The organism is Paenarthrobacter sp. NPDC057355 (assembly GCF_042667405.1).
In the GTDB taxonomy this organism is placed as follows: Bacteria; Actinomycetota; Actinomycetes; order Actinomycetales; family Micrococcaceae; genus Arthrobacter.
Genome location: NZ_JBHVAL010000005.1, coordinates 76,763 through 100,769, shown reverse-complemented (window position 1 = coordinate 100,769; position 24,007 = coordinate 76,763). Strand labels below are relative to the sequence as shown.

Annotated in this window: 18 protein-coding genes; 15 read left to right on the top strand and 3 right to left on the bottom strand. The window is 63.6% G+C overall.

Annotation, left to right across the window (positions count from 1 at the left end; all coding sequences use genetic code 11):
• Window positions 1-10 precede the first annotated feature (10 nt).
• Window positions 11-1,090 carry an ABC transporter permease gene (locus ACFUOZ_RS08325; protein WP_377546692.1) on the bottom strand — a complete coding sequence of 360 codons (1,080 nt, stop codon included), beginning with the start codon at window positions 1,088-1,090 and terminating at the stop codon, window positions 11-13.
• A gap of 194 nt (window positions 1,091-1,284) precedes the next feature.
• On the opposite strand from ACFUOZ_RS08325, the gene ACFUOZ_RS08320 reads away from it, so the two are divergent.
• The 7 genes from ACFUOZ_RS08320 to ACFUOZ_RS08290 all read left to right on the top strand — a co-directional run bounded on the left by ACFUOZ_RS08320 (window position 1,285) and on the right by ACFUOZ_RS08290 (window position 13,436).
• On the top strand, window positions 1,285-2,565 hold the full coding sequence (locus tag ACFUOZ_RS08320; protein WP_377546689.1) for a sensor histidine kinase: 1,281 nt from the start codon (window positions 1,285-1,287) through the stop codon (window positions 2,563-2,565).
• Window positions 2,562-3,218: a response regulator gene (locus tag ACFUOZ_RS08315; protein ID WP_377546687.1), complete on the top strand. Its 657-nt coding sequence runs from the start codon at window positions 2,562-2,564 to the stop codon at window positions 3,216-3,218. Before ACFUOZ_RS08320 ends, ACFUOZ_RS08315 begins: the two co-directional genes overlap by 4 nt.
• A gap of 193 nt (window positions 3,219-3,411) precedes the next feature.
• Window positions 3,412-7,260, top strand: coding sequence for an NPCBM/NEW2 domain-containing protein (locus ACFUOZ_RS08310; RefSeq protein WP_377546684.1), 3,849 nt, complete (start codon window positions 3,412-3,414; stop codon window positions 7,258-7,260).
• A 114-nt stretch (window positions 7,261-7,374) separates the two neighbouring features.
• Entirely contained in the window at window positions 7,375-9,369 is a 1,995-nt protein-coding gene (locus tag ACFUOZ_RS08305) for a penicillin-binding transpeptidase domain-containing protein (RefSeq protein ID WP_377546681.1), read from the top strand.
• A gap of 96 nt (window positions 9,370-9,465) precedes the next feature.
• A complete protein-coding gene (locus tag ACFUOZ_RS08300; RefSeq protein ID WP_377546678.1) occupies window positions 9,466-11,148 on the top strand; it encodes an ABC-F family ATP-binding cassette domain-containing protein in 1,683 nt (560 codons plus the stop codon).
• A gap of 336 nt (window positions 11,149-11,484) precedes the next feature.
• Window positions 11,485-12,252: a DeoR/GlpR family DNA-binding transcription regulator gene (locus ACFUOZ_RS08295; RefSeq protein ID WP_377546676.1), complete on the top strand. Its 768-nt coding sequence runs from the start codon at window positions 11,485-11,487 to the stop codon at window positions 12,250-12,252.
• Window positions 12,249-13,436 carry an MFS transporter gene (locus tag ACFUOZ_RS08290; RefSeq protein ID WP_377546673.1) on the top strand — a complete coding sequence of 396 codons (1,188 nt, stop codon included), beginning with the start codon at window positions 12,249-12,251 and terminating at the stop codon, window positions 13,434-13,436. Before ACFUOZ_RS08295 ends, ACFUOZ_RS08290 begins: the two co-directional genes overlap by 4 nt.
• Here the strand turns inward: ACFUOZ_RS08290 and ACFUOZ_RS08285 are convergent.
• Entirely contained in the window at window positions 13,387-14,085 is a 699-nt protein-coding gene (locus tag ACFUOZ_RS08285; RefSeq protein WP_377546670.1) for a phosphatase PAP2 family protein, read from the bottom strand. The two genes, ACFUOZ_RS08290 and ACFUOZ_RS08285, sit on opposite strands and share 50 nt — an antisense overlap.
• 55 nt (window positions 14,086-14,140) lie before the next feature.
• Between ACFUOZ_RS08285 and ACFUOZ_RS08280 the strand changes: the two genes are divergently transcribed.
• The 8 genes from ACFUOZ_RS08280 to ACFUOZ_RS08245 all read left to right on the top strand — a co-directional run bounded on the left by ACFUOZ_RS08280 (window position 14,141) and on the right by ACFUOZ_RS08245 (window position 23,216).
• The gene (locus tag ACFUOZ_RS08280; RefSeq protein ID WP_377546667.1) at window positions 14,141-15,691 is read left to right on the top strand and encodes a bifunctional phosphatase PAP2/diacylglycerol kinase family protein; all 1,551 of its coding nucleotides are present in this window, start codon (window positions 14,141-14,143) and stop codon (window positions 15,689-15,691) included.
• A gap of 104 nt (window positions 15,692-15,795) precedes the next feature.
• Entirely contained in the window at window positions 15,796-16,740 is a 945-nt protein-coding gene (locus tag ACFUOZ_RS08275; protein ID WP_377546665.1) for an ABC transporter ATP-binding protein, read from the top strand.
• A 2-nt stretch (window positions 16,741-16,742) separates the two neighbouring features.
• Window positions 16,743-17,594: an ABC transporter permease gene (locus ACFUOZ_RS08270; RefSeq protein ID WP_377546663.1), complete on the top strand. Its 852-nt coding sequence runs from the start codon at window positions 16,743-16,745 to the stop codon at window positions 17,592-17,594.
• Between the two features lie 18 nt (window positions 17,595-17,612).
• Window positions 17,613-18,902: a sensor histidine kinase gene (locus ACFUOZ_RS08265; protein WP_377546661.1), complete on the top strand. Its 1,290-nt coding sequence runs from the start codon at window positions 17,613-17,615 to the stop codon at window positions 18,900-18,902.
• Complete coding sequence (locus ACFUOZ_RS08260; protein WP_377546659.1) at window positions 18,899-19,588, top strand: response regulator; 690 nt, start codon at window positions 18,899-18,901, stop codon at window positions 19,586-19,588. Before ACFUOZ_RS08265 ends, ACFUOZ_RS08260 begins: the two co-directional genes overlap by 4 nt.
• A 158-nt stretch (window positions 19,589-19,746) precedes the next feature.
• Entirely contained in the window at window positions 19,747-21,174 is a 1,428-nt protein-coding gene (locus ACFUOZ_RS08255) for an amino acid permease (RefSeq protein WP_377546656.1), read from the top strand.
• A 5-nt stretch (window positions 21,175-21,179) separates the two neighbouring features.
• Window positions 21,180-22,352, top strand: a complete 1,173-nt coding sequence (gene alr, locus ACFUOZ_RS08250) for an alanine racemase (protein WP_377546654.1) — start codon at window positions 21,180-21,182, stop codon at window positions 22,350-22,352.
• 36 nt (window positions 22,353-22,388) lie between these two features.
• Entirely contained in the window at window positions 22,389-23,216 is an 828-nt protein-coding gene (locus ACFUOZ_RS08245; protein WP_377546651.1) for an IclR family transcriptional regulator, read from the top strand.
• Here ACFUOZ_RS08245 and ACFUOZ_RS08240 read toward each other — a convergent pair.
• The gene (locus ACFUOZ_RS08240) at window positions 23,207-23,986 is read right to left on the bottom strand and encodes an IclR family transcriptional regulator (protein ID WP_377546649.1); all 780 of its coding nucleotides are present in this window, start codon (window positions 23,984-23,986) and stop codon (window positions 23,207-23,209) included. The genes ACFUOZ_RS08245 and ACFUOZ_RS08240 overlap by 10 nt on opposite strands.
• Between the last annotated feature and the right edge of the window lie 21 nt (window positions 23,987-24,007).

Below are 24,007 nucleotides of genomic sequence, written 5' to 3'. Positions count from 1 at the left end.
AAAGAATGTTTTAGTTGCCGCCGAGAGCCAGCAACGGATCCACCGTGGTGACCTTGCGAACGGCCAATACCGCTCCGCCCAGGCCAAGGAGCACGATCCCCGCCACAGGCAGCAACGTGGTGAGGGGAGTGACCAGGAACGGCGCGGCTTCGGCGGCGAGGACTCCCCCAGCCAGGCCCACTAGTCCCCCAACCGCTGCCCCCGCGAGCAACACCAGGGCCGCCTGTGCCAAGGCATCCCGCAGGACGTAACCGGAGGACGCGCCCAGGGCTTTGAGGACGGCGATGTCGCGGGTTCGCTGGACCGTCCACACGGTCAGGAAGGCCACAATCACCAAGGCGGAGATCCCGTAGAGGAATGCCTGCATGAGGAGCAGGGAGCCGTTCTCGCTTTTGTACGACGCCAACGCCTGGAAGGATCCGGTCCGGTCCGTGCTGACTGTGCCGGCCGCAGCGTTGGCGGCGTCGACGTCCACGGAGGTTCCGGCGTCGTAAGTTATGGCGAGGACAGTGGCTGTACCCGGTGCAGCGTGCGCAACTGAACGCCAGGTGTCCAGGGTGGTCCACACAACGCCGGTGTGCGAGTACCACTGGTCCTCCACGACATCGGCGACGGTCAGGTCAGTGCCGCCCAGCCGCAGCCGGCTGCCTTTCGTCAGTCCCAGGTCCTTGGCCAGCGTTTTACCCACGACGACGGTCCCGTCTCCAACAGCCGCTGGACCGTTCGCTCCACCAAAGACCGCGACGTTGGCGGTGCCGGTCGGGGTGCCGCCGTCGGCCAGGGACTGCACGCGGGACTGGCTGATGCCCAGGGCCTCCACCGAGCTCACGCCTGCCTGCTCGCGCCAGCTCTGAAGCTGTGCTGCGGAGACTTCCGATTCCGTATACGAGGCTTTCGGCTCACCCCCCGCGGGTGCTCCGAAGGCGATCTGCTGCGCAGGCAGGTCGGCAATGGCGGAGGTCGACTGGTTGCCCAGTCCGGCCGTCAGCCCGGAAAGCATGACGAGCAGCAACGTGATGAGCGCGACCACGCTTCCCATGAGGGCGAATCGTCCCTTGGCGAAGCGGATGTCGCGGATGGCGAGAAACATCGGATTCCTTCTGTCGGATGCGGGCTTGGTCCCGTGCTTTCAACTCTTCCGTCGAGGAGCCCCCGGTACATCGGGAGCCGGATGGATTCGCCGGCGCCGGGCGGTTGAAACGGGAATCATCCGAATGGTTGATTCAGGCCCCGCTACAGGGTTTTCGGGGGTTGTAGCGGAGGGCCGGGGATACGCTGGAAGGCATGCAGTCCCCCATCGGTGCCGCCACGATCCTCCGCGTCCTGCGCGTGAGCCTGCACGTCGGCTTTGCCGTGTTGTTGCTGGTGGCGACCGTCCGGCTGCTGGCTGGCGCCGGCCCTGCGGGTGCGCCTTCCCCAGTGGCAGTGATTGCCGGCTTGGGGCTCTCTGCCTTGCTGGCCTTGGTGTACCTCGCCGGAACCGTGCTGGAGAAGCGGCACGCCAGCGATCCCTCGAGATTCAACCCTGCACCTTACGCGCTGTGGTGGCTGGCCGCGGTGATGGTGCTCTGGCTGCTGCTGCTCCTGGTCAGCGGTGACTTTGCCTGGGTGGCTTTCCCGCTGTTCTTCCTTCAGTTGCACCTGCTCCCACGGCGCCTGGCGTTGCCGGCCATTGTGCTCAGCACCGCCTTGTTGGTGGGTACCCTGTGGTTCCACAGCAGAGGTAATCCCGACGGCGGCCTGCAGCTGGCCATGGTGCTGGGACCCGTGTTCGGAGCGGCATTCGCGGTGGTGACCGGGCTCGCGTACCGCGCCCTGTTCCTGGAAGCCGAGAGCCAGCGTGCGGTTGCCGAGGAGCTGCGCCGGACCCGCGACGAACTCGCCAAAACACAGCACGACGCCGGTACGCTGGCCGAGCGCGAACGCCTGGCCCGCGAAATCCACGACACCTTGGCTCAGGGCTTCTCCAGCATCGTCCTCATGGGGCGTTCCACCGAGAAAGCCCTGGACAGCGGCGATGTGGAGACCGCGAAGGAGCGGCTCCGGATTGTCCAGGACACAGCGTCAGCCAACCTGGCGGAGGCGCGGAGTTTCGTACGGGGACTGCGGCCGCCCGAACTTGAACAGTCCGGGCTTGTGGACACTCTGCGCCGGCTTTGCGAGAAGACCGAAACCGAGGCGGCTGCCCGTGGGTCCGCGCTCAAATGCCGCTTTGAGGTGGTGGGGGCCCCAGTTGAACTCCCGAACACCTACCAGACCACCCTGCTCCGGGCCGCCCAGGCCTCCCTTGCCAACGTGTGGGCGCACGCCAGGGCGCGTGCCGCCGTCGTGACCCTGTCGTTCCTTGGCAGCGAGGTGACCCTGGACGTTTTCGACGACGGCGTCGGCTTTGAACCCACGACGACGGCTGGTACAGCGCGCGGCGACGGCACCGGCGTCGGGCTTCTGAGCCTGCGCGAACGGCTGGCGGCACTGGATGGCAGGCTGGACCTCGAGTCGGCGCCGGGCGAGGGAACCGTGGTGGCGATCCGCGTGCCGCTGCCGAACGGGGAGGAGTCGGAATGAGTGATATCCGGGTTTTGCTGGTTGACGATCATCCGGTGGTCAGGGCCGGCCTGCGCGCAATGTTGAGCGATTTTCCAGGCGTGACGGTGGTGGCCGAAGCCTCCGATGGTGATGCCGCGTTGGCCGAGTTGAGCAAGCTGCACACGCTGGGCGAGCCTGTCGATTTGGTGCTGATGGATCTGCAGATGGGCAGTGGCATGGACGGTGTGACGGCCACTGAAAAGATCAAGGCCGGAGAGGCCGGAACTCCCCCGCCGCCGGTCCTGATCCTGACCACGTATGACACCGACGCCGACATCCTCGCCGCCGTGGAGGCCGGGGCAAGTGGGTACATGCTGAAGGATGCGCCTCCGGAGCAGATCCGGCAGGCCGTCTTATCCGCTGCTGCCGGGCAAACCGCGTTGGCTCCCGAAGTCGCGGCACGGTTGATGGGGCGGATCAGGAACCCTTCGCCGGTTCTGAGTGGGCGTGAAGTCCAGCTGTTGGAGCTGCTCGCCACGGGGATGAGCAACCGGGCCATGGCCAAACAGCTCTTCATTTCGGAAGCCACCGTGAAGACACATTTGGTGCACATTTATTCGAAGCTCGGGGTGGATAACCGCACGGCAGCCATCGCTGCAGCAACCCAACGCCGCATCATCCGCGGCCACTGATTCCCGCACCCCCGGCCGCCCAAGTAGGTGACAGCAAACGTCCCACTGGGCCCTCAGTAGAGCGTTTGCTGTTACTTAGTTGGGTAAACATTTTTGGTGAAACGGTTGACCTTTTGCCATCGAGCAGTGACGATTAGTGCACGTTTCGCTATGAGTTAGATCACAAACTGTCACTCTTCGAAAGTTGGCTCACATGTCCGCACCCTCCTCGGGTCTGTCCGGAGCTGCGCCCAACAGCTCCGGACGCGCCAGAAAAGGTTCGCTCAGCAGGAAGGCCGCCTCGCTCGGCCTGGCCTCGCTGCTCCTCGCAGGAACCATCCCCGCCCTCACGTTCACTGCCGGTGCGAGTGCTGCTCCCGGTGATCCCGCCGCTATCAAAGCCGTAGCGCCGGAAGTCCCCGTCGACGCAGCTGGAGTACCCCTCGGGGCGGTGACCGGCTTCACCCAGTCCGGCAACGCCGTCGACCTCGCTACCGAAAAGGGCGCCATCCGCGTGACGTTCCTGGACGACTCCAACTTTCGGTTGGAAGCCGATCCCAGCGGAAAATTCACGGACCCTGCCAACACGGACCAAGGCGATCCGGCCAGGACGGCCAACATCGTAGTTGGCAAGGACAAGTTCCCCGGCACTGCGCCCACGGTCACCGACGGCGAAACCCTCACGCTGAAAACCGCGAAGATCAGCCTGGAGATCGACAAGGCCACCACCCGGTTCCGCGTCGCCCGGGCTGACGGATCCCTGGTCCTGGAGGAGTCAGCCCCCATCACCTTCGGCACAAACTCGGCAACGCAACACCTCAAGCAGCACGACGGCGAGCAATTCATCGGCGGCGGCATGCAGAACGGCCGTTCCGTCCACACCGGCGCCCTGATCAACATCGCCAGGAACTTCGACTGGGACGACGACGGATACCCCAACGCCGTGCCGTACTACATGTCCTCCCTGGGCTACGGCGTCCTGCGCAACACCTTCGCCCGCGGTTCCTACGACTTCAAGGACCAGCCAACTACCACCCATGAAGAAAAGCGCTTTGACGCCTACTATTTCGTGGGCGACTACAAGCAGTCCCTGGGCGCGTACACCACGTTGACCGGCAAGCCGATGATGCCCCCGGTCTATGCTCTGGAATACGGCGACGCGGACTGCTACAACCGTTCAAACCCGGGCTACTCATCCTCCGGCTACGGGGATCCCGACGGAGCCAAGCAGCGCACCCCGGATGCGATCAAGACCGCGCGGAAGTTCGTGGAGAACGACATGCCCGCGGGGTGGATGCTGGTCAATGACGGCTACGGCTGTGAGTACCAGCAACTGCCGGAAACCGTGAGCAACATCGAGAATGAAACCAACCTCAAAGTTGGACTTTGGACGCAGCGCTCACTGACCAACCAGGAATACGAAGTGGGCGAAGCCGGTGTTCGGCTCCGTAAGCTGGACGTCGCGTGGGTCGGTCAAGGCTACCGCCAGGCGCTCACCGGCTGTGAGGCCGCGCATGGCGGCATCGAGCAGTATTCGAACGCCCGCGGCACGTCACTGATGGTGGAAGGCTGGGCCGGTTCCCAGCGGTGCGGCATGCAATGGACGGGCGACCATTCAGGAAACCTCGACGCCGTCCGCTGGCAGGTCCCGGCCCTCACCGGAGCCGGTAACTCGGGTCTGGCGTTCACCACGGGTGACGTCGACGGCATCTTCGGCGGATCCCCCGAGTCCTACGTCCGCGACCTCCAGTGGAAGGCCTTCGCTCCGGCCCTGTACTCCATGTCCGGTTGGGCTGCGACGGACAAGCGCCCGTGGCTTTACGGCGACGAAGCAACGGCCATCAACCGCCACTACCTGCAACTGCGCCAGCAGCTCATGCCCTTCATCTACACGCTGGCGCAGGAGTCCTCCTCCACGGGCGTATCGATGATGCGCTCCATGGCCCTCGAGTTCCCTGACCAGGAATGGTCCTACGGCGCCGAAGCCAACAACCAGTTCATGCTCGGCTCGGACTTCCTGGTGGCTCCCGTCTTTACCCAGACCGACGTCCGAAACGGCATCTTCCTCCCTGCCGGCCAGCAGTGGGTGGATTACTGGACAGGCAAGCTCTACCAGGGCGGCCAAATCCTCAACGGCTACAGCGCACCCCTGGACAAGCTGCCGGTGTTCGTTCGCGCCGGAGCGGTGATCCCGCAAGGCATCGTGGCCCGGAACGCGTCCCTGGTCCCGGAAGATTCCATGATCACCTTGGACGTCTACGCCAAGGGACAGGACACCTTCACGCTCTACGAGGACGACAAAGTCACCCGCGAGTTCAAGGACGGCAAGTCTTCCAGCCAGGTCTTTGCAGTGGACGCCCCCGGTACGGGCAACAGCAGCGTCAAGGTGTCCATCGGTGAACGGAAGGGTGAGTACACCGGCAAAGCTGCGGCTCGTCCCTACGAGCTGAAAGTCCATGCCGGCGCCGCACCCAAGGACGTCAAGATCGGTGGCACCAAGCTCACCCAGCACGCCACCCAGGCTGCCTACGCGGCTGCGACCACTGGCTGGTACTTCGACGAGGCCAACAACGGCACCATTTGGGTAAAGACGGGGTCGATCGCCTCCAACCAATCCGCAACAGTCCAGCTCCAGCAGGCCGGTCCGCTGGGCGGAAAGAGCCAGGAAGACACCGCAGCCGAGGTCCGCGTAACAACCGGTCAGCAAGTGTTCCAGGACCAGGAAACCACCGTCACCGCGGCCTTCGTAAACACCGGAACCAAGGCAAAGAGCAACGTGGTTCTCACTCCGGTCCTCCCCGAGGGCTGGACGGTCGTCTCATCAAGCGGAGCAACGGCCGCCAAGGTGGAAGGCGGAGCCACAATCAGTGCCACGTTCGTCATCAAACCCGGCTCCAACGCAAAGGCGGGCCAACAGACTGTGCGGGTATCGGCGTCGTACCTTGCCTCCGGATCGAACCAAACGGTGACCGGCGGCAACCAGATATATGTCGCCTATGGGTCCTTGGCCGCGGCGTACAACACCGTTTCGGTCACTACGGTCGCGGGCAAGGCGCTCGGAAACTTCGACGGCGGTGGGGCCACCTTCGCTGCCGAGCAGCTGGCCGCCGCGACGGTACCGGCAGGCGGCGTCCGACCGGGCAGCTCTGTGACCGTTGACGCCGGTAAGCCGACGCAGGTGGACTACACTTGGCCGGCGGTGGGGCCCGACGTTCCCAACTCCGTGGCATTGTCCGCGCAGACCATCTCGGTAAAGGGCAAGGGAACGCACTTGGCGGTTCTGGGTTCGGCCGCCGTGGGCAACGGAACCAGCCCGGTGCTGACACTGACATATTCCGATGGAAGCATAGACAAGCAGTCCATCTTCTTCCCCAATTGGCTGCAGCCGTCGGTGCTGAACGGGGCCACGCTCGCGGTGTCCGAACAGGGCCGGAACAACGCCAATGGTCCTTCTCCGGAATACACGCAGTACAAGTACCAGGCATTTTCCAACACGGTCCGGCTGAACCCGACCAAGGAGCTTGTCTCCGTCACCCTGCCCACTGACACCCGGGTGAAGTTCTTCGACTGGAAAGTGACCTCACAGCCGTTGCCGGACGTCCCGCACGGGACGGTTTATGCCTCGGAAACGCCGTGGGTGCAGGCGTTGAATGGCTACGGAGTGATCGGCAAGAACGTGGCCAACAAGGACTCGGCATCCTCCCCGGACAAGCCGTTGGCCATCAACTACACCGATCCCGCGACCGGCCAGCAGCCCGTTTTCACCAAGGGCCTAGGGGTTCACGCTGCCTCCAAAATTACGTATTACCTGGGCGGCAAGTGCACCTCCTTCACTTCCCAAGTGGGCCTTGAAAGCGGCTTCGGCGGCAACATCATCTTCAAGGTCAACGCCGACGGCGTGAACAAGTACCAGTCGCGCACGTACACGCCGGGCTTCGCTCCGGAGTCCGTTTCCGTCGACCTCACCGGCGCGGCCTATGTGGAGTTGGTGGTGGATCCGTCCGGTTCCATCAATGGCGCCCACGGTGTCTGGGGTGATGCGAAGTTCACGTGTGCGCCCTGATACGCATGTGATGACGGCCGCCGCGTGCCAACTCCTTCCGGGGTGGCGGGCGGTGGTCGTCCGCTTTCCGGGCACAACAAGAAACTGTCAGGGGAACCGGGCATAATGTGGCGAATGGGGAAAACACGTACTTTTGTTATTGGTCTGGCCGCTATCGTCATGGCAGGCTCTCTCGCCGCCTGCGACGACGGCCGCTCCGGCGCGGAAGGTGCGGCCAAGCAGCTCGCATCCTCCCTTGCAGCGCTCGACGTCGGTCAGCTCGCCGTTGACGGCAAGGACGCTGCCGCGGCCAACGATGAACTCAAAGCGGTGTTTGAAGGCCTCGATGCCAAGCCCTCGGTTGAATCAGGCGAGGTAAAGCTCGACGGCGGCACCGCCACTTTCCCCCTTAAGTACAGCTGGAACGTCGGGTCGGCCAAGTGGGAGTACAGCTCGCAGGCAACCCTGAAGAAGTCCGGCGACAAATGGGCCGTGCAGTGGAGCCCGGCGTTGCTCGCCCCCGAACTTTCCGACGGCGAGACGCTGTCTGTCAAAACCGTTCCTGCCCAGCGCGGCCAGATCCTTGGTGCCGGCGATGCCCCGATCGTGGAGGACCGTCCTGTGTTCCGGGTGGGCATCGACAAGACCAAGGTTCCTGCGGAACAGGCCGACGCCTCCGCCCGCGCCATGGCCACCCTGCTTGGACTGGACGTCGAAGAATACGCCAAACAGGTAGCGGCATCCGGCCCGCAGGCGTTCGTTGAAGGCCTGGTTCTCCGCGCGTACACCCCGGAGATTACCGAGGCAAAGATCGAGGCCATCCCCGGCGGTTCGAGCATCCTGGACTCCATGGCCCTTGCTCCAACACGGACCTTTGCCCGGGCGCTGCTCGGAAGCGTTGGCCAGGCCAGTGCCGAGCAGATCGAGAAGTCCAACGGCGCACTCCGCGCCGGCGACACCACGGGAACGGGCGGCTTGCAGCAAAAATACGACAGCTTGCTGCGCGGCAAGGATGGCGTTGAGGTCATCGCCAGCGCCAAGGCCAAGACGGAAGGTGAGACCCCGGGGACCAAGGTGTTCTTCTCATCCCTTCCCGCACCGGGCACCACGCTAAAGACCACTCTGGACCTGAAGCTGCAGCAGCTGGCTGAGGAAACCCTTGCCGGTGTGGGCCCGGCATCGGCCATCGTCGCGCTGAGGCCTTCCACTGGTGCGGTGCTTGCGGCAGCCTCGGGCCCCGGGAGCAACGGCTACAACACGGCAATGCTGGGCCAGTACGCACCGGGCTCCACCTTCAAGATGGTCGATTCCCTGGCAATGTTCCGGAACGGGGCCACGCCCGATTCCAAGGTCGACTGCCCAGCCACGGTGACAGTTGACGGACGTACCTTCAAGAACGCCGAGGGATACCCGGAAAGCTCGTTGGGATCCGTGGCCTTGCGTGACGCGTTTGCGCACTCCTGCAACACCGCCTTCATCAATGCGCGCGACACCGTCAGCCAGGACCAGCTCGAGTCGGCAGCCCAGGCCCTGGGTGTGGCCGTTGAAGCTCCCAAACTTGGTGCAGACGCCTTTCTTGGTTCGGTCCCCGGTGCTGCCGAGGGCACGGAACATGCGGCATCCATGATTGGTCAGGGCAAGGTGCTCTTCTCGCCGCTCTCGGCTGCTGTCATGGCCGCGTCAGTCGCCAATGGTGCGCCCGTTTCACCCCAGTTGGTGCTCAACGCGGACGCCGTCCCGGCCACGGCATCGGGGACCACAACCTCAAGCGCCACACCTACCGAAGGCGGCTCCGCCACGCCGTCGGCGGACTCTTCCACGGCCAGCGCGCTTCCGGCCTCGCCAGCCTCAACCAAGCCGATCACCAAGGCAGAGGCTGCTTCGCTGGCCGACATGATGCGGGCAGTAGTAACGTCCGGACACGCCGGGTTCCTGACCTCTGTCCCCGGCGCTCCGGTCGGAGCCAAGACGGGAACGGCCGAATTCGGCAATGACAACCCGCCCAAGACCCATGCGTGGATTGTGGCCACTCACGGAGATCTTGCGGTGGCGGTCTTTGTTGAGGACGGCGGATTGGGCGCCACCACCAGCGGCCCGCTGTTAAAGACGTTCCTGACCGCGGCGGGCTGATCCAGGTCCTGCCCGCCGGCAGCCCAGGCTGGGCGTCACCGCTCAAGCCGATTGCCGCCGTCGGGCGTCATTTGCTTGGCGTGGGAGGATTGGAACGTGGCCCATATTGACGTTTCCGGCATCGACTACTTCCTCTCCGACGGTACCCAGCTGCTCAACGGCGTGACTTTCAAGGTTCCCGACGGCACAAAGACGGCACTGATCGGGCCCAACGGAACCGGCAAGACCACGCTGTTCAAGATCATCGCCGGAGATCTCACCCCTGATGAAGGCGCCGTCGGCCGCTCGGGGAACATGGGCATTATGCGGCAGTTCGTCGGCCAGGTCCGCGACGACTCGACCGTCCGCGACCTCCTTGTCTCGACGGCGCAGGCCGGACTCGCGGCAGCCGCCAAAGCCGTGGAAGAAGCCGAACTGGCAATGATGGAGCACGACGACGAGCCCACGCAGATGAAGTATGCCCAGGCGATTGTCGACTGGGGCGATGCCGGTGGTTACGACGTCGAGACCGTGTGGGACGAGGTCTGCATGGCGGCGCTCGGGATTTCTTTCGACAAGGCCCAGTTCCGCCGCGCTTCCACCCTCTCCGGTGGCGAGCAGAAGCGGCTCGTACTGGAGGCCCTCTTCGCCGGACCGGATGAGCTCCTGCTCCTCGACGAACCGGACAACTACCTCGACGTGCCCGGTAAGCGCTGGCTGGAATCCAAGCTCAACGAGTCCAAGAAGACGGTGCTCTTCATCAGCCACGACCGGGAGCTGCTCAACAACGCGGCTGGTCGCATCGTGACCCTTGAACCGGGAATCAACGGTGCCGGCGCTTGGATCCATGGCGGCGGCTTCGGCTCCTATGTGGAAGCCCGGGCCGACCGGAATGCTCGGTTTGAGGAACTCCGCAAACGCTGGGACGAGGAGCACATCAAGCTCAAAGAACTCGTCAACATGTACAAGAACAAGGCTGCCTTCCGTTCCGACATGGCCAACCGGTACCAAGCGGCGCAGACCCGCCTGGCCAAGTTCCTGGAAGCCGGACCGCCTGAGGCGCTGCCGATCGAGCAAAACGTCAAGATGCGGCTCAAGGGCGGCAGGACGGCCAAGCGTGCCGTCGTGGCCGAGAAGCTGGAACTCACGGGTCTCATGAAGCCGTTCTCCACCGAGATCTGGTTCGGGGACCGTGTGGGCGTGCTGGGTTCCAACGGTTCCGGCAAGAGCCACTTCCTGCGGCTGCTCGCCACCGGTGGCACCGACCCGGAGCGCGAGCACCTGCCGGTGTCCGACGTCGTTATCGCTGAAGTTCCGCACGAGGGAACGGTGAAGCTTGGCGCCCGCATCCGGCCCGGGTTCTTCGCGCAGACCCACGTCCGTCCGGACCTGCTGGGCCGTACTTTGCTGGAGATCCTGCACCGCGGCGACGAACACCGCTCAGGTCTTCCGCGTGAAGCTGCAGCTGGAGCCCTGGATTCCTATGGCCTCGCGGGGCAGTCGGAGCAGAAGTACGAGTCCTTGTCCGGAGGCCAGCAGGCACGTTTCCAGATCCTGCTGCTCCAGCTTTCCGGTGCCACGCTCCTGCTGCTCGATGAGCCCACAGACAACCTGGATCTCCACTCGGGTGAGGCGCTGGAGCGTGCCATCGACGCGTTCGAGGGCACCGTCCTGGCGGTCACACACGACCGCTGGTTCGCCAAGTCCTTCGACCGCTTCCTGATCTTCGGCTCCGATGGCATGGTCTACGAGTCCGAAGAGCCAGTGTGGGACGAGAAGCGGGTGGAGCGCGCCCGGTAACCCGGACGCTCGCGCAGATCCCCCGGGGTTGGCCCGGTCGCTCGCGCAGATCCTCCTGGGTTGGCCCGGACGCTCGCGCAGATCCTCCTGGGTTGGCCCGGACGCTCGCGCAGATCCTCCTGGGTTGGCCCGGACGCTCGCGCAGATCCCCCGGGGTTGGCCCGGTCGCTCGCGCAGATCCCCCTGGGATGGCCCGGACGCTCACGCACCGCCACTGTAGGCGCCGTCGTGCACTGCAGGAGGGTTCCACTCAAGGCAGTGGGATGTGAGAGAGGGTGCGTGAGCAAATGATCACACAATGTGATTAAGTGATCACCATGCTGCTACGGTAGACCCATGGGAACTACTGACCGGCACCGGCTCATTGGCGAGCTGCTGCGCGGGCAAGAAGAAGTATCGGTTGACGAATTGGTCTCCGCGACCGGAGCTTCGGGCGCCACCATACGCAGGGACCTGGAGATCCTCGCGGCCAACGGTGTGCTCAAGCGCGTGCACGGGGGCGCCCGGAGTCTCCTGGCCCGCGGCGAAAATCCGGGCTATGGACAGCGCGAACTGGAAGACCACGAAGCCAAGAAGCGCATCGCGACAGCTATCGACAGGCTGATCCAGGACCGCGAACATGTCTGGTTGGACAGTGGCTCCACAGCAACGGCGATCGCACGCCGGCTGGGCAGCCGCGAGCTGACTGTGATGCCCATGTCCCTCCACAGCGTTGAAGCGCTGACACAAAACAAGGACGGACATGCCCCTGAACTCATCCTCCCCGGCGGAACGCTCACCACAGGTGAGCAATCATTCCGGGGACCCATGGCGGAAGCCAATGTTCGCTCGCTGAGGTTCGATACCGCCGTCGTAACTCCTTGCGCTCTTAACCTGAAGGACGGACTCCTGGCGCACGACCTTGACGACGCCGCCGTCAAGCGCGCGGGCCTGGAGTCGGCCGCGCGGGTGGTCGTGGCGGCCTCCGGAAGCAAGTGGAATGCCAACGCGAGGGCCCTGGTTGCGGCCATGGAATTCGTGGACGTGATCGTGACAGACCTCAAACCATCCCCCGATGACCTCGCCCGACTCAAAAAACTCTCCGTGGAAGTTGTGATTGCATGACCACCAACGCCCGAAGCACCACCAACGTCAATGCCGCAGCCGTCGCGACGTTCCTGATCTTCGGCATGAACGGCTTGGTTTTCGCCAGTTGGGCGGCCCGCATCCCCGCAGTGACCGAGACACTCAGCCTGACTTCCGGCCAGATGGGCACGCTTTTGCTCTGCACAGCGGTTGGTTCACTGTTGGCGCTGCCGTCGGCAGGCTGGGTGGTGGGCCGGATCGGTACCGCGAACACCGTTCGCGTAGCCGGCATCGTCGCCGGTGCGGCCGGTGCGGCCATCGCTTTGTCCCTGATCGCCGCGTCGGTCCCTGCAACGGCGATCGCGCTCTTCTTCTTTGGCATCGGCATTGGTCTCTGGGACGTCGCCCAGAACATCGAAGGCGCCGACGTAGAGCACAGGCTTGAACGCACCATCATGCCTCAGTTCCACGCCGCGTTCAGCGGTGGCGCCTTCCTGGGTGCACTCATCGGTGCCGGGCTCTCCCAGCTCGGGGTGGGTCTGCCTGAGCACTTGCTGGTCATTGCCGCCGTCGCGGTCACCCTGGCGTTGACGGTCCCGAAGTTCTTCCTGCCGCACGAGGCAGTGGAAGTTCACGACGGCGGCGCGCCGGCTCCCAAGGGCCCTGCGGCTTGGCGGGACGGCAGGACGCTGCTCATCGGCGTCGTTGTTTTGGGCGCGACCCTCACCGAGGGCGCAGGCAACGACTGGATTGCCAAGGCTGCAGTGGATGGGTTGGGTTCCTCCGAATCCACCGGCGCGTTGCTTTTCGCCCTGTTTGTCCTGGCTATGACCGTCATGCGGTTCCTGGGCGGCAAGGCGATCGACAGGTTTGGCCGGGTCTCAGTTCTCCGTGCCAGCATGGCCGCCGCGGCAGTGGGCTTGGCGCTGTTTGTCTTCGCCGGCAACGTGATCCTGGCCGGAGTTGGTGCGGCGCTCTGGGGCATTGGAGCGGCGTTGGCCTTCCCCATGGGCATGTCCGCCGCTGCCGATGACCCCAAGCACGCCGCAGCCCGCGTTTCGGTGGTCTCGACCATCGGGTACGTCGCGTTCCTGGCGGGTCCTCCGTTGTTGGGCTACCTGGGCGATCAGACCGGGATCCATCTGGCCCTCTTGGCCATCGGAGCTCCTATCCTTATTGCTCTCCTGCTTGCCGGCGTCGCGAAGCCCTTGCCCGCCAAGTAGTTTTGCCCTCGGCTCTTGCATTCTCTTGGATGCATATGTCCCTGAAGCGCCACCACATGAGAAGAGCCAATCCTGCGGCCAGGCACGCTCCACCCAGGACGTCACTCAACCAGTGGGCTGACAGGTAGGTCCGGCTGATCATCATCGCGAGCACTCCCAGGGCGGCCACTGCAGTCATCCACCAACGCCCAATCAACAGTGCCAGAACCACCAACAGTGCGGTAGTGGCCGATACATGCCCTGAGGGGTATGAACCAGTGTCAGTGAGAACCTTGGCCCCCTCCGGGCGAGCCCGGCCCACCACGGCCTTGGTCACCTGTGTCAGCGCCAGGGCGGCGATTCCGGTTGCAGCTACAAATATTGCCGTCACGGGCCGGTTCCAGATCAGCAGTGCGATGGCCAGCAGCCCGTGGCACACGAGCATGCCCGCGTAGCCCATCAGGTTCAGGACTCCGTTCACGCCGTCCCAGAACGGCGTATGCAAGGTGAATGCGAAAGCCTGCCACCACGTGTCGCCGCTATTGAAGGCGGGCTCCCCTTGGCCGAACAGGAGCATGGCAGCCGGGACCAGGAAGCCGCACACCAGCAGTGCTCCCGGGGCAACGAGCTGCCAATCCGGCTGCCGGCGCGGGGACAAGAGGCCAATCATCAACTCATCGTAGCCATGGCGGCTGTCCGTGAGCGTCAGGCGATACTGTGAGGGGATGCGAGGCTTCGTGGCCAAAGGCCCAAAACGTGTTGTGAGGCTCGACCACTTCCTGGTGCGTGCTGTTTCCCGGCAACCCCAAGGAGACCATGATGTCTTCTTCCGCCGGCTCTCTGCCGCGGCAACCAAGGGAAAGCTCTGGTTCGGTATCGCCGGGCTCCTCGCGACAGTGCCCGGCAGGCCCAGACGGGCCGCCCTCCACGGCCTGCTTGCCCTGGGCGTCGCGTCAGGTGTCACCAATGTGATTTTCAAAAGAGCCCTGCCCAGGCGGCGTCCGCTGCCTGAGCACCTGCCGTTGTTCAGGTTCGTGAACCCGCAGCCCACCAGTTCCTCCATGCCGTCCGGCCACTCAGCGTCAGCTGTGGCATTCGCGACGGGGGCAGGAATGGTTTCGCCCGCTATTGGTGTTGCCCTGGCGCCCATTGCAGTAGGTGTGGCCTACTCCCGCGTACATACCGGGGCCCACTGGCCGTCGGACGTCGTCTTCGGTTCCGCTTTGGGAGCTGGAGCAGCTCTTCTCACCCGCAAGTGGTGGCCTGCCCGGCCAGCCGAGCCAACTCCCCGCCGGACCCCGGCGGACGTTCCGGAAATTCACGACGGCGAAGGGCTCAGTATCGCGGTCAACGTCCTTGGCGGGTCCTACTCCCCCGAAACCGGAGAGCTCCTGCGAAATATATTCCCCAAGGCTTATATACGGGAGATATCCGAAGGTGAGGACGTCGCCGAGGAGATCAACGCCGCAGCAACCCGTCCGGGTACCGTGGCGTTGGGTGTGTGGGGCGGTGACGGAACGGTGGGAGCGGCCGCTGCTGCCGCCGTCGAACATTCACTGCCTCTGACAGTCCTTCCCGGCGGAACCCTGAACCACTTTGCCCGGGATCTCGGCGCTGGTTCTGTCGAAGATGTCCTGGATGCCCTCGGCAATGGCCATGCAGCTTCCGTTGATTTGGGGCATGTTTTAGTGGAGCGCGGCCTGCCGGAGAGTCCCGAAATCTCCGAGATTGCCATGCTGAATACCGCCAGTGTGGGCGTGTACCCGAACCTCGTTCGACGCCGTGAGCGGCTCCAGCCCGCCATGGGCAAGCCGCTGGCCGGGGTGGTCGCCTCGCTGCGGACCTTCGGCGTGAACTCGCCAACCACCCTCCTTGTGAATGGCCGGCGCCACAAGCTGTGGATCCTTTACCTGGGTCGCGGACGGTTCTATCCCAGCGACCATGCGCCTCTTCGCCGCCCGGTCCTGGACGATGGTGTGTTCGACCTCCGGATGATCACGGCGGATGAGCCGTTCGCGCGGGCCCGTTTGCTGTGGGCAGTCATCACAGGCGCTGTGTCCGCATCCAAGGTCACCCATCTGACCGAGGCCACGGACATCACCGTGGAGGCCATCGGCCAACCGTTGGTGCTTGCCGTGGACGGTGAACCCAAACCCGGAGTACGCAAGGCGACCTTCACGGTGAAGCCGCGGGTTCTCCGTGTCTATTCGCCGCTGCCGGTCATTGAGCAGGACCAAACCGGGTCATCCGGGAGGACTACCCTGACTGAACCCTGAATCATCCCTGAGACAGGCGATTTACCAGCCCTCCCTGAGTAGCGTTGTGAGTACATTCAAAACTCATCTGCACGCTCACGTGCTCCGAGGAGGGGAACGCTTCCATGATCGAAGCAAAAGGCCTGACCAAGGTCTACGGCGAAAAGACTGCCGTCGGCGGTGTCAGTTTCACTGTCCAGGCTGGACGCGTGACGGGCTTCCTGGGCCCGAACGGCGCCGGTAAGTCCACCACAATGCGCATGATCATGGGACTGGACACACCGACGGCGGGTTCGGTCACCGTGAACGGGGTGCCGTTCGCCAAACACGTTGCACCGCTGCGCGAAATTGGCGCCCTGTTGGATGCAAAGGCGGTCCACACGAGCCGTACCGCGTACAACCACTTGCTCGCCATGGCCGCCACCCACAGCATTCCCAAGGCCCGGGTCCGTGAAGTCATCGAGATGACCGGGCTCGGCGATGTTGCGAAGAAGAAGGTCAAAGGATTCTCGCTCGGAATGGGTCAGCGCCTGGGAATTGCCGCGGCGTTGCTGGGCGACCCGCAAACCATCATCCTGGATGAGCCGGTCAACGGCCTCGACCCTGAAGGCGTGGTCTGGGTCCGCAACCTGGTCAAGTACCTCGCCTCTGAAGGCCGTACGGTCTTCCTGTCCAGCCACTTGATGAGCGAAATGGCACTGACGGCCGACCACCTCATTGTCATCGGGCGCGGCAAGATCATCGCCGACGCTCCGATTGCCGACATCATCACGGGCAAGGGCCAGAAACGAACTCGCGTCCGCACCGATCAACCCGAACAGCTCATGCAGCTCTTGGCTGGTCCCGGTGTCTCCGTGCAGGTCCACGAGCGGGAACTCCTGGAGGTCTCCGGAGTGGAACCCCGATCCATCGCCCGTACGGCGCTGGATAACCAGGTCATGGTTTACGAGCTCACACCACTCCAGGCCAGCCTCGAAGAGGCGTACATGGAGTTGACCAAGGACGAGGTCGAATACCACTCGCACATCACTGCCGGGGATTCGGTTCCCGCCCAGACCGGAGGGAAATAGACATGAGCACCGCAACCGTTGATCGAAAGTCCACGCACAATCCCGTTGGACCGGGACCGGCCTTCCACAGGGTCCTGAACTCCGAGTTCATCAAGTTCCGCACGCTTCTCTCCACGCTCATCCTCCTGGCTTCCACAGCCTTGGTGATGGTCGGCTTCGCGGCGCTTTCGGCGTGGGGAACCGGCCAGTTCTCCGAACAGGCAGCCCGGGATCCGGAGGCTGCCGCCGCCATTGCCGCGCAAGGTGGAGACCTCGCAGTCAGCATTCCGACCTCTGGCATCTCCTTTGCCCAGCTGATCCTCGGTTCCTTGGGCGTGCTGCTCATGAGCTCCGAATTCACCACAGGCATGGCCCGCTCAACTTTCGCGGCAGTACCCAAGCGCCTCTCGCCGTTCTTGGCCAAGCTGATCGTGGTGATGGTGAGTTCCTTCCTGCTCACCGCCGTTGCCACCTACATTGCGGGACTGGTTTCCCTGCCGATCGTGGATAACTACAACCTCAAGCTGGACCTGGGCAGTTCGCAGTCAATCAAGCTCTTGCTGGTCAACAGCATCTACGTTGCGGCCGTCGCGGCAATTGGTATGGCGCTGGGCACCATTGTCCGCAACTCCGCGGGCGGCATCATGAGCCTCGTCGGTTTGTTCTTCGTAGCGCCGATCGCGTTCCAGCTCATCCCTGGCGATTTCTTCGAGGAAGCCCGCAAGTACCTCCCCACCAACACCCTCAACCCGTTGACTGCCGTACAGCACGTGGCGGACACCTTGGAGGCTTGGCAGGCCGGGTTGGTACTGGCTGCCTGGGTTGTTGTACCCGTGGCATTGGCGATGTTCCTGCTCAAGAAGCGGGACGTCTAGTCGGTCTAGGCTCAATCCATGACTGAAGCTCCACAGGTGAAGGACGCGCCGGCCACCTTGGCCGACGCGTCCTTCGCCGAAATTGCCCAGCGCCGCAGAGGCAGGATCCGACGCTATTTCTTCCGGCGTCCCCGTGCCATGGATGCCGTGGTGGTGCTCTGCTACATACTCTTGGCGCTGGCCACCATCATTTCCTCGATTGGGGAGGGCAAGTGGCTCGTAGTGGCGATCCTCCTCCTGATCGCCCTGGCGCTGGTCTTCCGGCGCCAGTTTCCGCTCCAGGTGGTGCTCGCCGTCGCACTCTTGGAAATTTCGGCAACCATCCTCAACCCGTGGGGCTCCAACGTTTCCGCCGGCCTCTGGTTCGCTCTTTATGCCGTTGCGTCCCTCCGGAAGCGCGCCATCACGTTCGTTGTTTTCGTCGCCGCCAGCCTGCCCCTAAGCCTTCTGTACCTGTTCATGTGGACAAGCCCGGCCCAGGCGGACACGCTGCAGGACCTCCCCGAGAATTTCCACCTCATCAACAACATCGCGACCGCGGTGACCATCATATTGTCGAACCTCCTGGCGACGGGCATCGGCATTTCCGTTCGGCAGCGCCGCGAACACGAAGCGGAGATCGCGGAATGGGCTGCCAGGACCACACGGCTGGGCAAAGTGACCGAGCGCAACCGCATCGCCCGCGAAATGCACGACGTCGTGGCCCACTCTTTGACGGTGATGATCAGTCTCTCGGACGGTGCTGCAGTTGTGGTCAAGAAGGACCCGGAACGCGCCGGTGAAGTCCTCGGTGAACTTTCGCGTACCGGACGTACTGCCCTGGCGGACATGCGCCGCGTGCTCGGGGTTTTGCGCGATGATTCAGGCCGGCCTGCCCCGCTCACGCCGCTTGAGTCCGGATACAACCTCGCGAAGCTTCTTGAGGGGTTCCGCACGGCTGGCCTCCCGCTCCACTATGCCCATACCGGCCCGGCCCTGCCGGCCGATCCGGCCTTCGAACTCACTGTCTACAGAATCGTTCAGGAGTCCCTGACGAACGTGTTGCGCTACGGACGCTCGCTGAGCCGGGTGGACGTGCTGGTGACGCGCGAAGGCGATGTGGTCACCATTGACGTGCTCGACGACGGCCGCGGAACCCGGGATGGTGGCAGCGAATCGATGGGCAGCCTTGGCGCGGGGTTGGGCATCGCGGGGATGAACGAACGCGCAGGAATTTATGCTGGAATTGTTACCGCCGGTCCAGGAAAAAGAGGGGGTTGGGCGGTCCACGCCGATCTCCACTGGAACGGCGAAAAGGGGGAATCATGACCGACGACATCAAAGTGCTGCTCGTGGACGATCAGCCGCTGCTCAGGATGGGCTTCCGTCTCATCCTGGAAGGCGAAGAAGACTTCCACGTTGTGGGCGAGGCATCCGACGGCGCCGATGCCGTCCGCCAAGTCGAAGCGTTGCAGCCTGATGTGGTGCTGATGGACGTACGCATGCCCACCATGGACGGGATCGAGGCAACCCGGCGTATCTCCGATTCCGGTTCAGATGCGAGGGTCATCATTCTCACTACGTTCGATCTGGATGAGTACGCCTTTAGCGGTTTGCAGGCCGGGGCCTCCGCCTTCCTGCTCAAGGATGTTGCCCCGGCGGAGCTTGTCCACGCCGTGCGCCTGGTGGCGAGCGGTGACGCCGTCGTGGCTCCCCGCGTCACGCAACGGCTCCTGGAGACGTATGTCCGCGGCGGTGCCGTGCCTGGTAGCGCACCCGCCCCGCACCGGGATCCGTTGCTGGGCGAACTAACCCCCAGGGAGACCGAGATCCTGACGACGATCGCCGAGGGCTTGTCCAATGCTGAGATCGCGCACAAGTTCTTCCTTTCCGAGGCCACTGTAAAAACGCATGTCCGTCGGATCCTGAGCAAGCTGCAGCTCCGGGACCGTGTGCAAGTGGTGGTTTATGCCTACGAGACTGGGCTGGTGGTTCCGAGCAACCCGGACTACTGATCCGAATGACTTTGTGCGTTATTTACATTCATAAATGTTTTTAATGACTATGCGGGGCGTTTCTGTGTTACCTTCGTCACTACAAGCACGCCTCCGGCTCCCCCGCGCAGGAAGTCCCAGGCGTCCCGATCGCATCTGTCATTTATCGGAGACAAGTCATGGACTCTTCAACACCTATGAAACTGGACCACCCGGCTGACGCGCCAACAGCGCCCGTGGAGACCGGCCTGCGCCGTTCCATGGGGCCTCGGCACCTGATCATGATCGCCATGGGAGGTGTCATTGGATCGGGTTTGTTCCTCAGCTCGGGCTACACAATCTCCCAGGCCGGCCCGTTGGGGGCAGTCATTGCCTACCTCGTGGGAGCCTTCGTGGTTTATCTTGTGATGGCCTGCCTGGGAGAGCTCGCCATCGCCTACCCGGTCTCGGGTGCGTTCCACATTTACGCTTCACGCTCCATTGGTCCGGCAACAGGGTTCACCACGGCCTGGCTCTACTGGCTGTGCTGGGCGGTGGCAATCGGCTCCGAGTTCACGGCCTCCGGACTCCTCATGCAGCGCTGGTTTCCCGGTGTTGAAGTGTGGGTTTGGTGCCTTGTTTTTGCTGCCATGCTCTTCGGCTTCAATGCGCTCTCTTCCAAATTCTTTGGAGAATCCGAGTTTTGGTTCTCCATCGTCAAGGTTGGAGCCATCATTGCCCTGATCATCTTCGGCGGGGCTGCCCTGTTCGGAATCCACCCGCTTTCCGACGCCGACCACCACCCGTTCCTCTTCGAGAACTTCAACACTTCCGGAGGGCTGTTCCCCAATGGCTTCTCCGGCGTCCTCGTTACTGCCTTGGCCGTCTTCTACGCATTCTCCGGATCGGAACTGATCGGGGTGGCGGCAGGGGAAACCAAGGACCCGGCCCGGAGCATCCCCAAGGCCATGCGAAGCACAGTGATCCGGCTCCTCATCTTCTTTGTTGGCGCGATCGCAGTCATTGCCGCTACCGTTCCTTACGACCAGGTTGGCCTGGACGAGAGCCCGTTCGTCACAGTCTTTTCTTCCGTAGGCATTCCGTTCGCGGCGGACATCATGAACTTCGTGATCATCACGGCACTTCTGTCTGCCGGAAACAGCGGTCTCTTCTCCTGCGCCCGCATGCTCTACTCTCTTGCGGATGAAGGCCATGCCCCGAAGGCGCTCAAGCGCGTTACCCGGCGTGGGATTCCGCTCCTGGCCTTGGCTGTGAGCATGGTGGGAGGGCTTGCGTCCCTGGTCAGCAGCGTGGCTGCGCCCGAGACCGTCTACCTGGCCCTCGTCTCCATAGCCGGCTTCGCCGTCGTGGGCGTGTGGATGTCGATCGCCGCATCGCATTTCTTCCACCGCAGGGCCTTTATCCGGAACGGTGGTCGAGTAGCTGACCTGGCTTACAGAGCTCCCTTTTTTCCTGTGGTCCCGATCCTGGCCTTTGTGCTGTGCCTGGTCTCCCTCGTTGGCATCGCCTCTGATCCCGCCCAGGTTGCTGCCCTCTACTTCGGTATTCCCTTTGTGGTCGCGTGCTACGTGTTCTTCCACTTCCGCTACGGCCGTGCAGTGAGGTAGGCACCATGACCCAGACGGTGCAGCAGGCCTCTCCTACGGACAAGTTCTCGAATTGGCTGGAAGTTGATGGGGGCGCTTTTCAGGGAAATGTCCGGTCCCTGCTGGCGATGCTGGATGGCCGTGCATTGCTTTGCGCAGTCATCAAATCCGACGCTTACGGACACGGCGCCGACGTGGTGCTGCCGTTCCTGGTCGCGTGCAACGTCCCGTACATCGGGGTGGGCTCCAACGCCGAGGCGGGGTTGGCCCGGGCGCATGGCTTTACAGGCAAGCTGCTCCGGGTCCGTGCAGCGGCACCGCAGGAGGTCCACGCCGGATTGCCCTTTGCCATCGAGGAGCTCGTTGCCGATCCACAGAGCGCCCGCGAGATGAGCATGATTGCCGCGGCGGTGGGGCAAAAGCTGCAGGTGCACTTGGACATCAATTCATCGGGGATCAGTCGGCACAGCCTTGATGTTTCCTCGAAGGTTGGGATGGCCCAAGCCACCTCGATTGCCAACGATCCACACCTTGGCCTGGCCGGAATCATGACGCATTTTCCGTGTGACGATCCCGGCCTGATTGAGCACGGGCTGCAGCGCTTCCGGGTTGAATCTGCGGCGATCCTTCAATCCGCTGGGTTGCCACGCAGCGGCATTCTTCTCCACGCGGCAAACTCGTTTTCAGCCCTGAACGTGCCGTCCGCATGGTTGGACATGGTGCGGGCAGGTGCGGCCCTCTACGGCGACACGGACCCGGGGCACTCCGGGTTTCAGCGGTGCCTGACCTTCAAAGCACGCGTGGGATCAGTCAACTCCTATCCTGCGGGAAGCAGGGTGGGATACGGACTCACGTATACCTTGGAAGCGCCGTCAGTGCTGGCCACGGTGACGGTGGGTTATGGGGACGGCTATCGTCGCGCCCTTGGCCACCGCGGCCCCGGGCACCCGCCAAACCATGTTTTGCTCCGGGGCCGGCGTGCGCCGATTGTCGACCTGATCTCAATGAACTCCATGGTTGTTGATGTGACCGACATCCAAGGAGTCCGCCCGGGTGATGAGGTGGTCCTCTTTGGGCGGCAAGGCGACGCCGAGATTTCCGCAGCGCAGCTCGAAGCGGCGAATGCGGGAATCCTCGCTGACTTGTACACGGTCTGGGCCACGGGCGCCCGGGTCTCCAAGGCGGCGGTGGGCATGTGAGAATGGCGTGGACGCTTGGTGGAAGGAGCCCGATTCGTGGATGCATCGCCTGAGGCTTCGTCGTTGGCGCAAGGCCTGCGGCTGGTCCGGCTGGTCACCGACCGCGAGAAACAGGGCCGCCAACTCCTGGGCGTCTCGCAATTGGCTGCAGAACTGGACATGGAACAAAGCCGGGTCTCACGGCTGGCTCAGGAATTGTGCGACCTTGGGCTGCTGGAACGCGTGGATCGGGGCCCTTTCCGGACAGGATCCCGCTTTTTCGCTTTGGCTGCTGCCCTCAACGGTGGCTGGGTCCAACAATCCCGGACTGAGCTTGAGGAGTTGGTTTCCGCCTTCGGGTTGCGGTCCCGGCTTTCAGTTCGCGATGGTGTTCGGGTCCTCTTGTTGCGTTCTTCCTCCAACAACTCTGTCCTTGGCGGGTTCGCCAAACCCGGCATGGTGACTCCCGTCTGGTGCACGGGCGCAGGCCGGGCGTTGCTCTGGGACCATTCCCCCAAAGCACTTGAAGGGCTGCTCCGCGAGGTCAACTTCATCGGCGTTGGCGGCCCCGCAGCCGCGCACTCCGCGTCGGAAGTCACGGTTCTCATGGAACATGACAAGCGCCAAGGGTATGTTCTTGCCGCGGAAGAATTCGAGCACGGCGTCTGGGAACTGGCTGTTCCTGTCCGCGAGGGCGGCCGGATTGTTGCCGCACTCAGCGTCCTGGGCAGCCGCGCCGATCTGGAGAAAGCAGCACCCGGCATTGCACATGTCCTCCACTCTGTCGCGGACCGGTTGGGCGAACCGTCCGCAGACCGGCCCGGCGTCCCGGCGACGGGCAGCGGCACGACGGCGGCTGGCGGCCAGGCAGCGGCTCAGGGCTGAGCGCTTGTCCCCGAGCGCCCGCCGACCGTTGACTCGAGCCAATCACGCCACGAAAGAAGAGCCGTAGCGAAGGCGTCGCGCTGGGGTTCAAGGCGTGATTTCGGACCGACAATCTGCAACGCGGCGGCAACCTCGCCTTTGAAGTCCCTGACGGGTGCGGACAGGGAGTAGAGGCCCGGCTCAGCTTCCTCGTCGACAACGGAGTAGCCGCGCCGGCGTGCCTGGGAGAGGCGTTCCAGGAAGTCCTCGACCGACACCGGCGTATTGGGCCCGTGCTTGACGAATTCAACCCCGTCAAAGATCTTCCGGACGTCCGTCTCCGCTGCATCCCACAGGAGCGCTTGTCCGGCGTCACTGCAGTAGGCCGGGTAGGGGCGCCCGAGCCAGGAGCCCACAAGGTTGGCACTTTCAGGCACCTGCTCACCAATGGTGACTGTGCTGTTTCCGCTCAACACCCCCAGGAAGCAGGCTTCGTTGGTCTCGGAGGCAAGGCCTTCCAAGGCTGTCAGGCCGTCGGTCTTCAGGCGCTGCTCGGTGACCAGCTGGGCGTCCGTCAGAATGGACCAGTCCAGGCAGTATTCACGATGCTCGGTTCTGGTGAGGAAGCCTTCCTGCTCTGCACCTTTGAGGCTCCGTGACACCTGGCTGCGATCCTTCTCCAGCCGTGCGGCAATGTCGCCCACCGTGCCGCCGTCGTATCCTTCCGCGTGACGCGCCCCAACGGTGAATAAGGCCATCATGCCGCGGCCCATGCTGGAGGTCTTTGACATGGATTGATTCTAGCCAGCCCA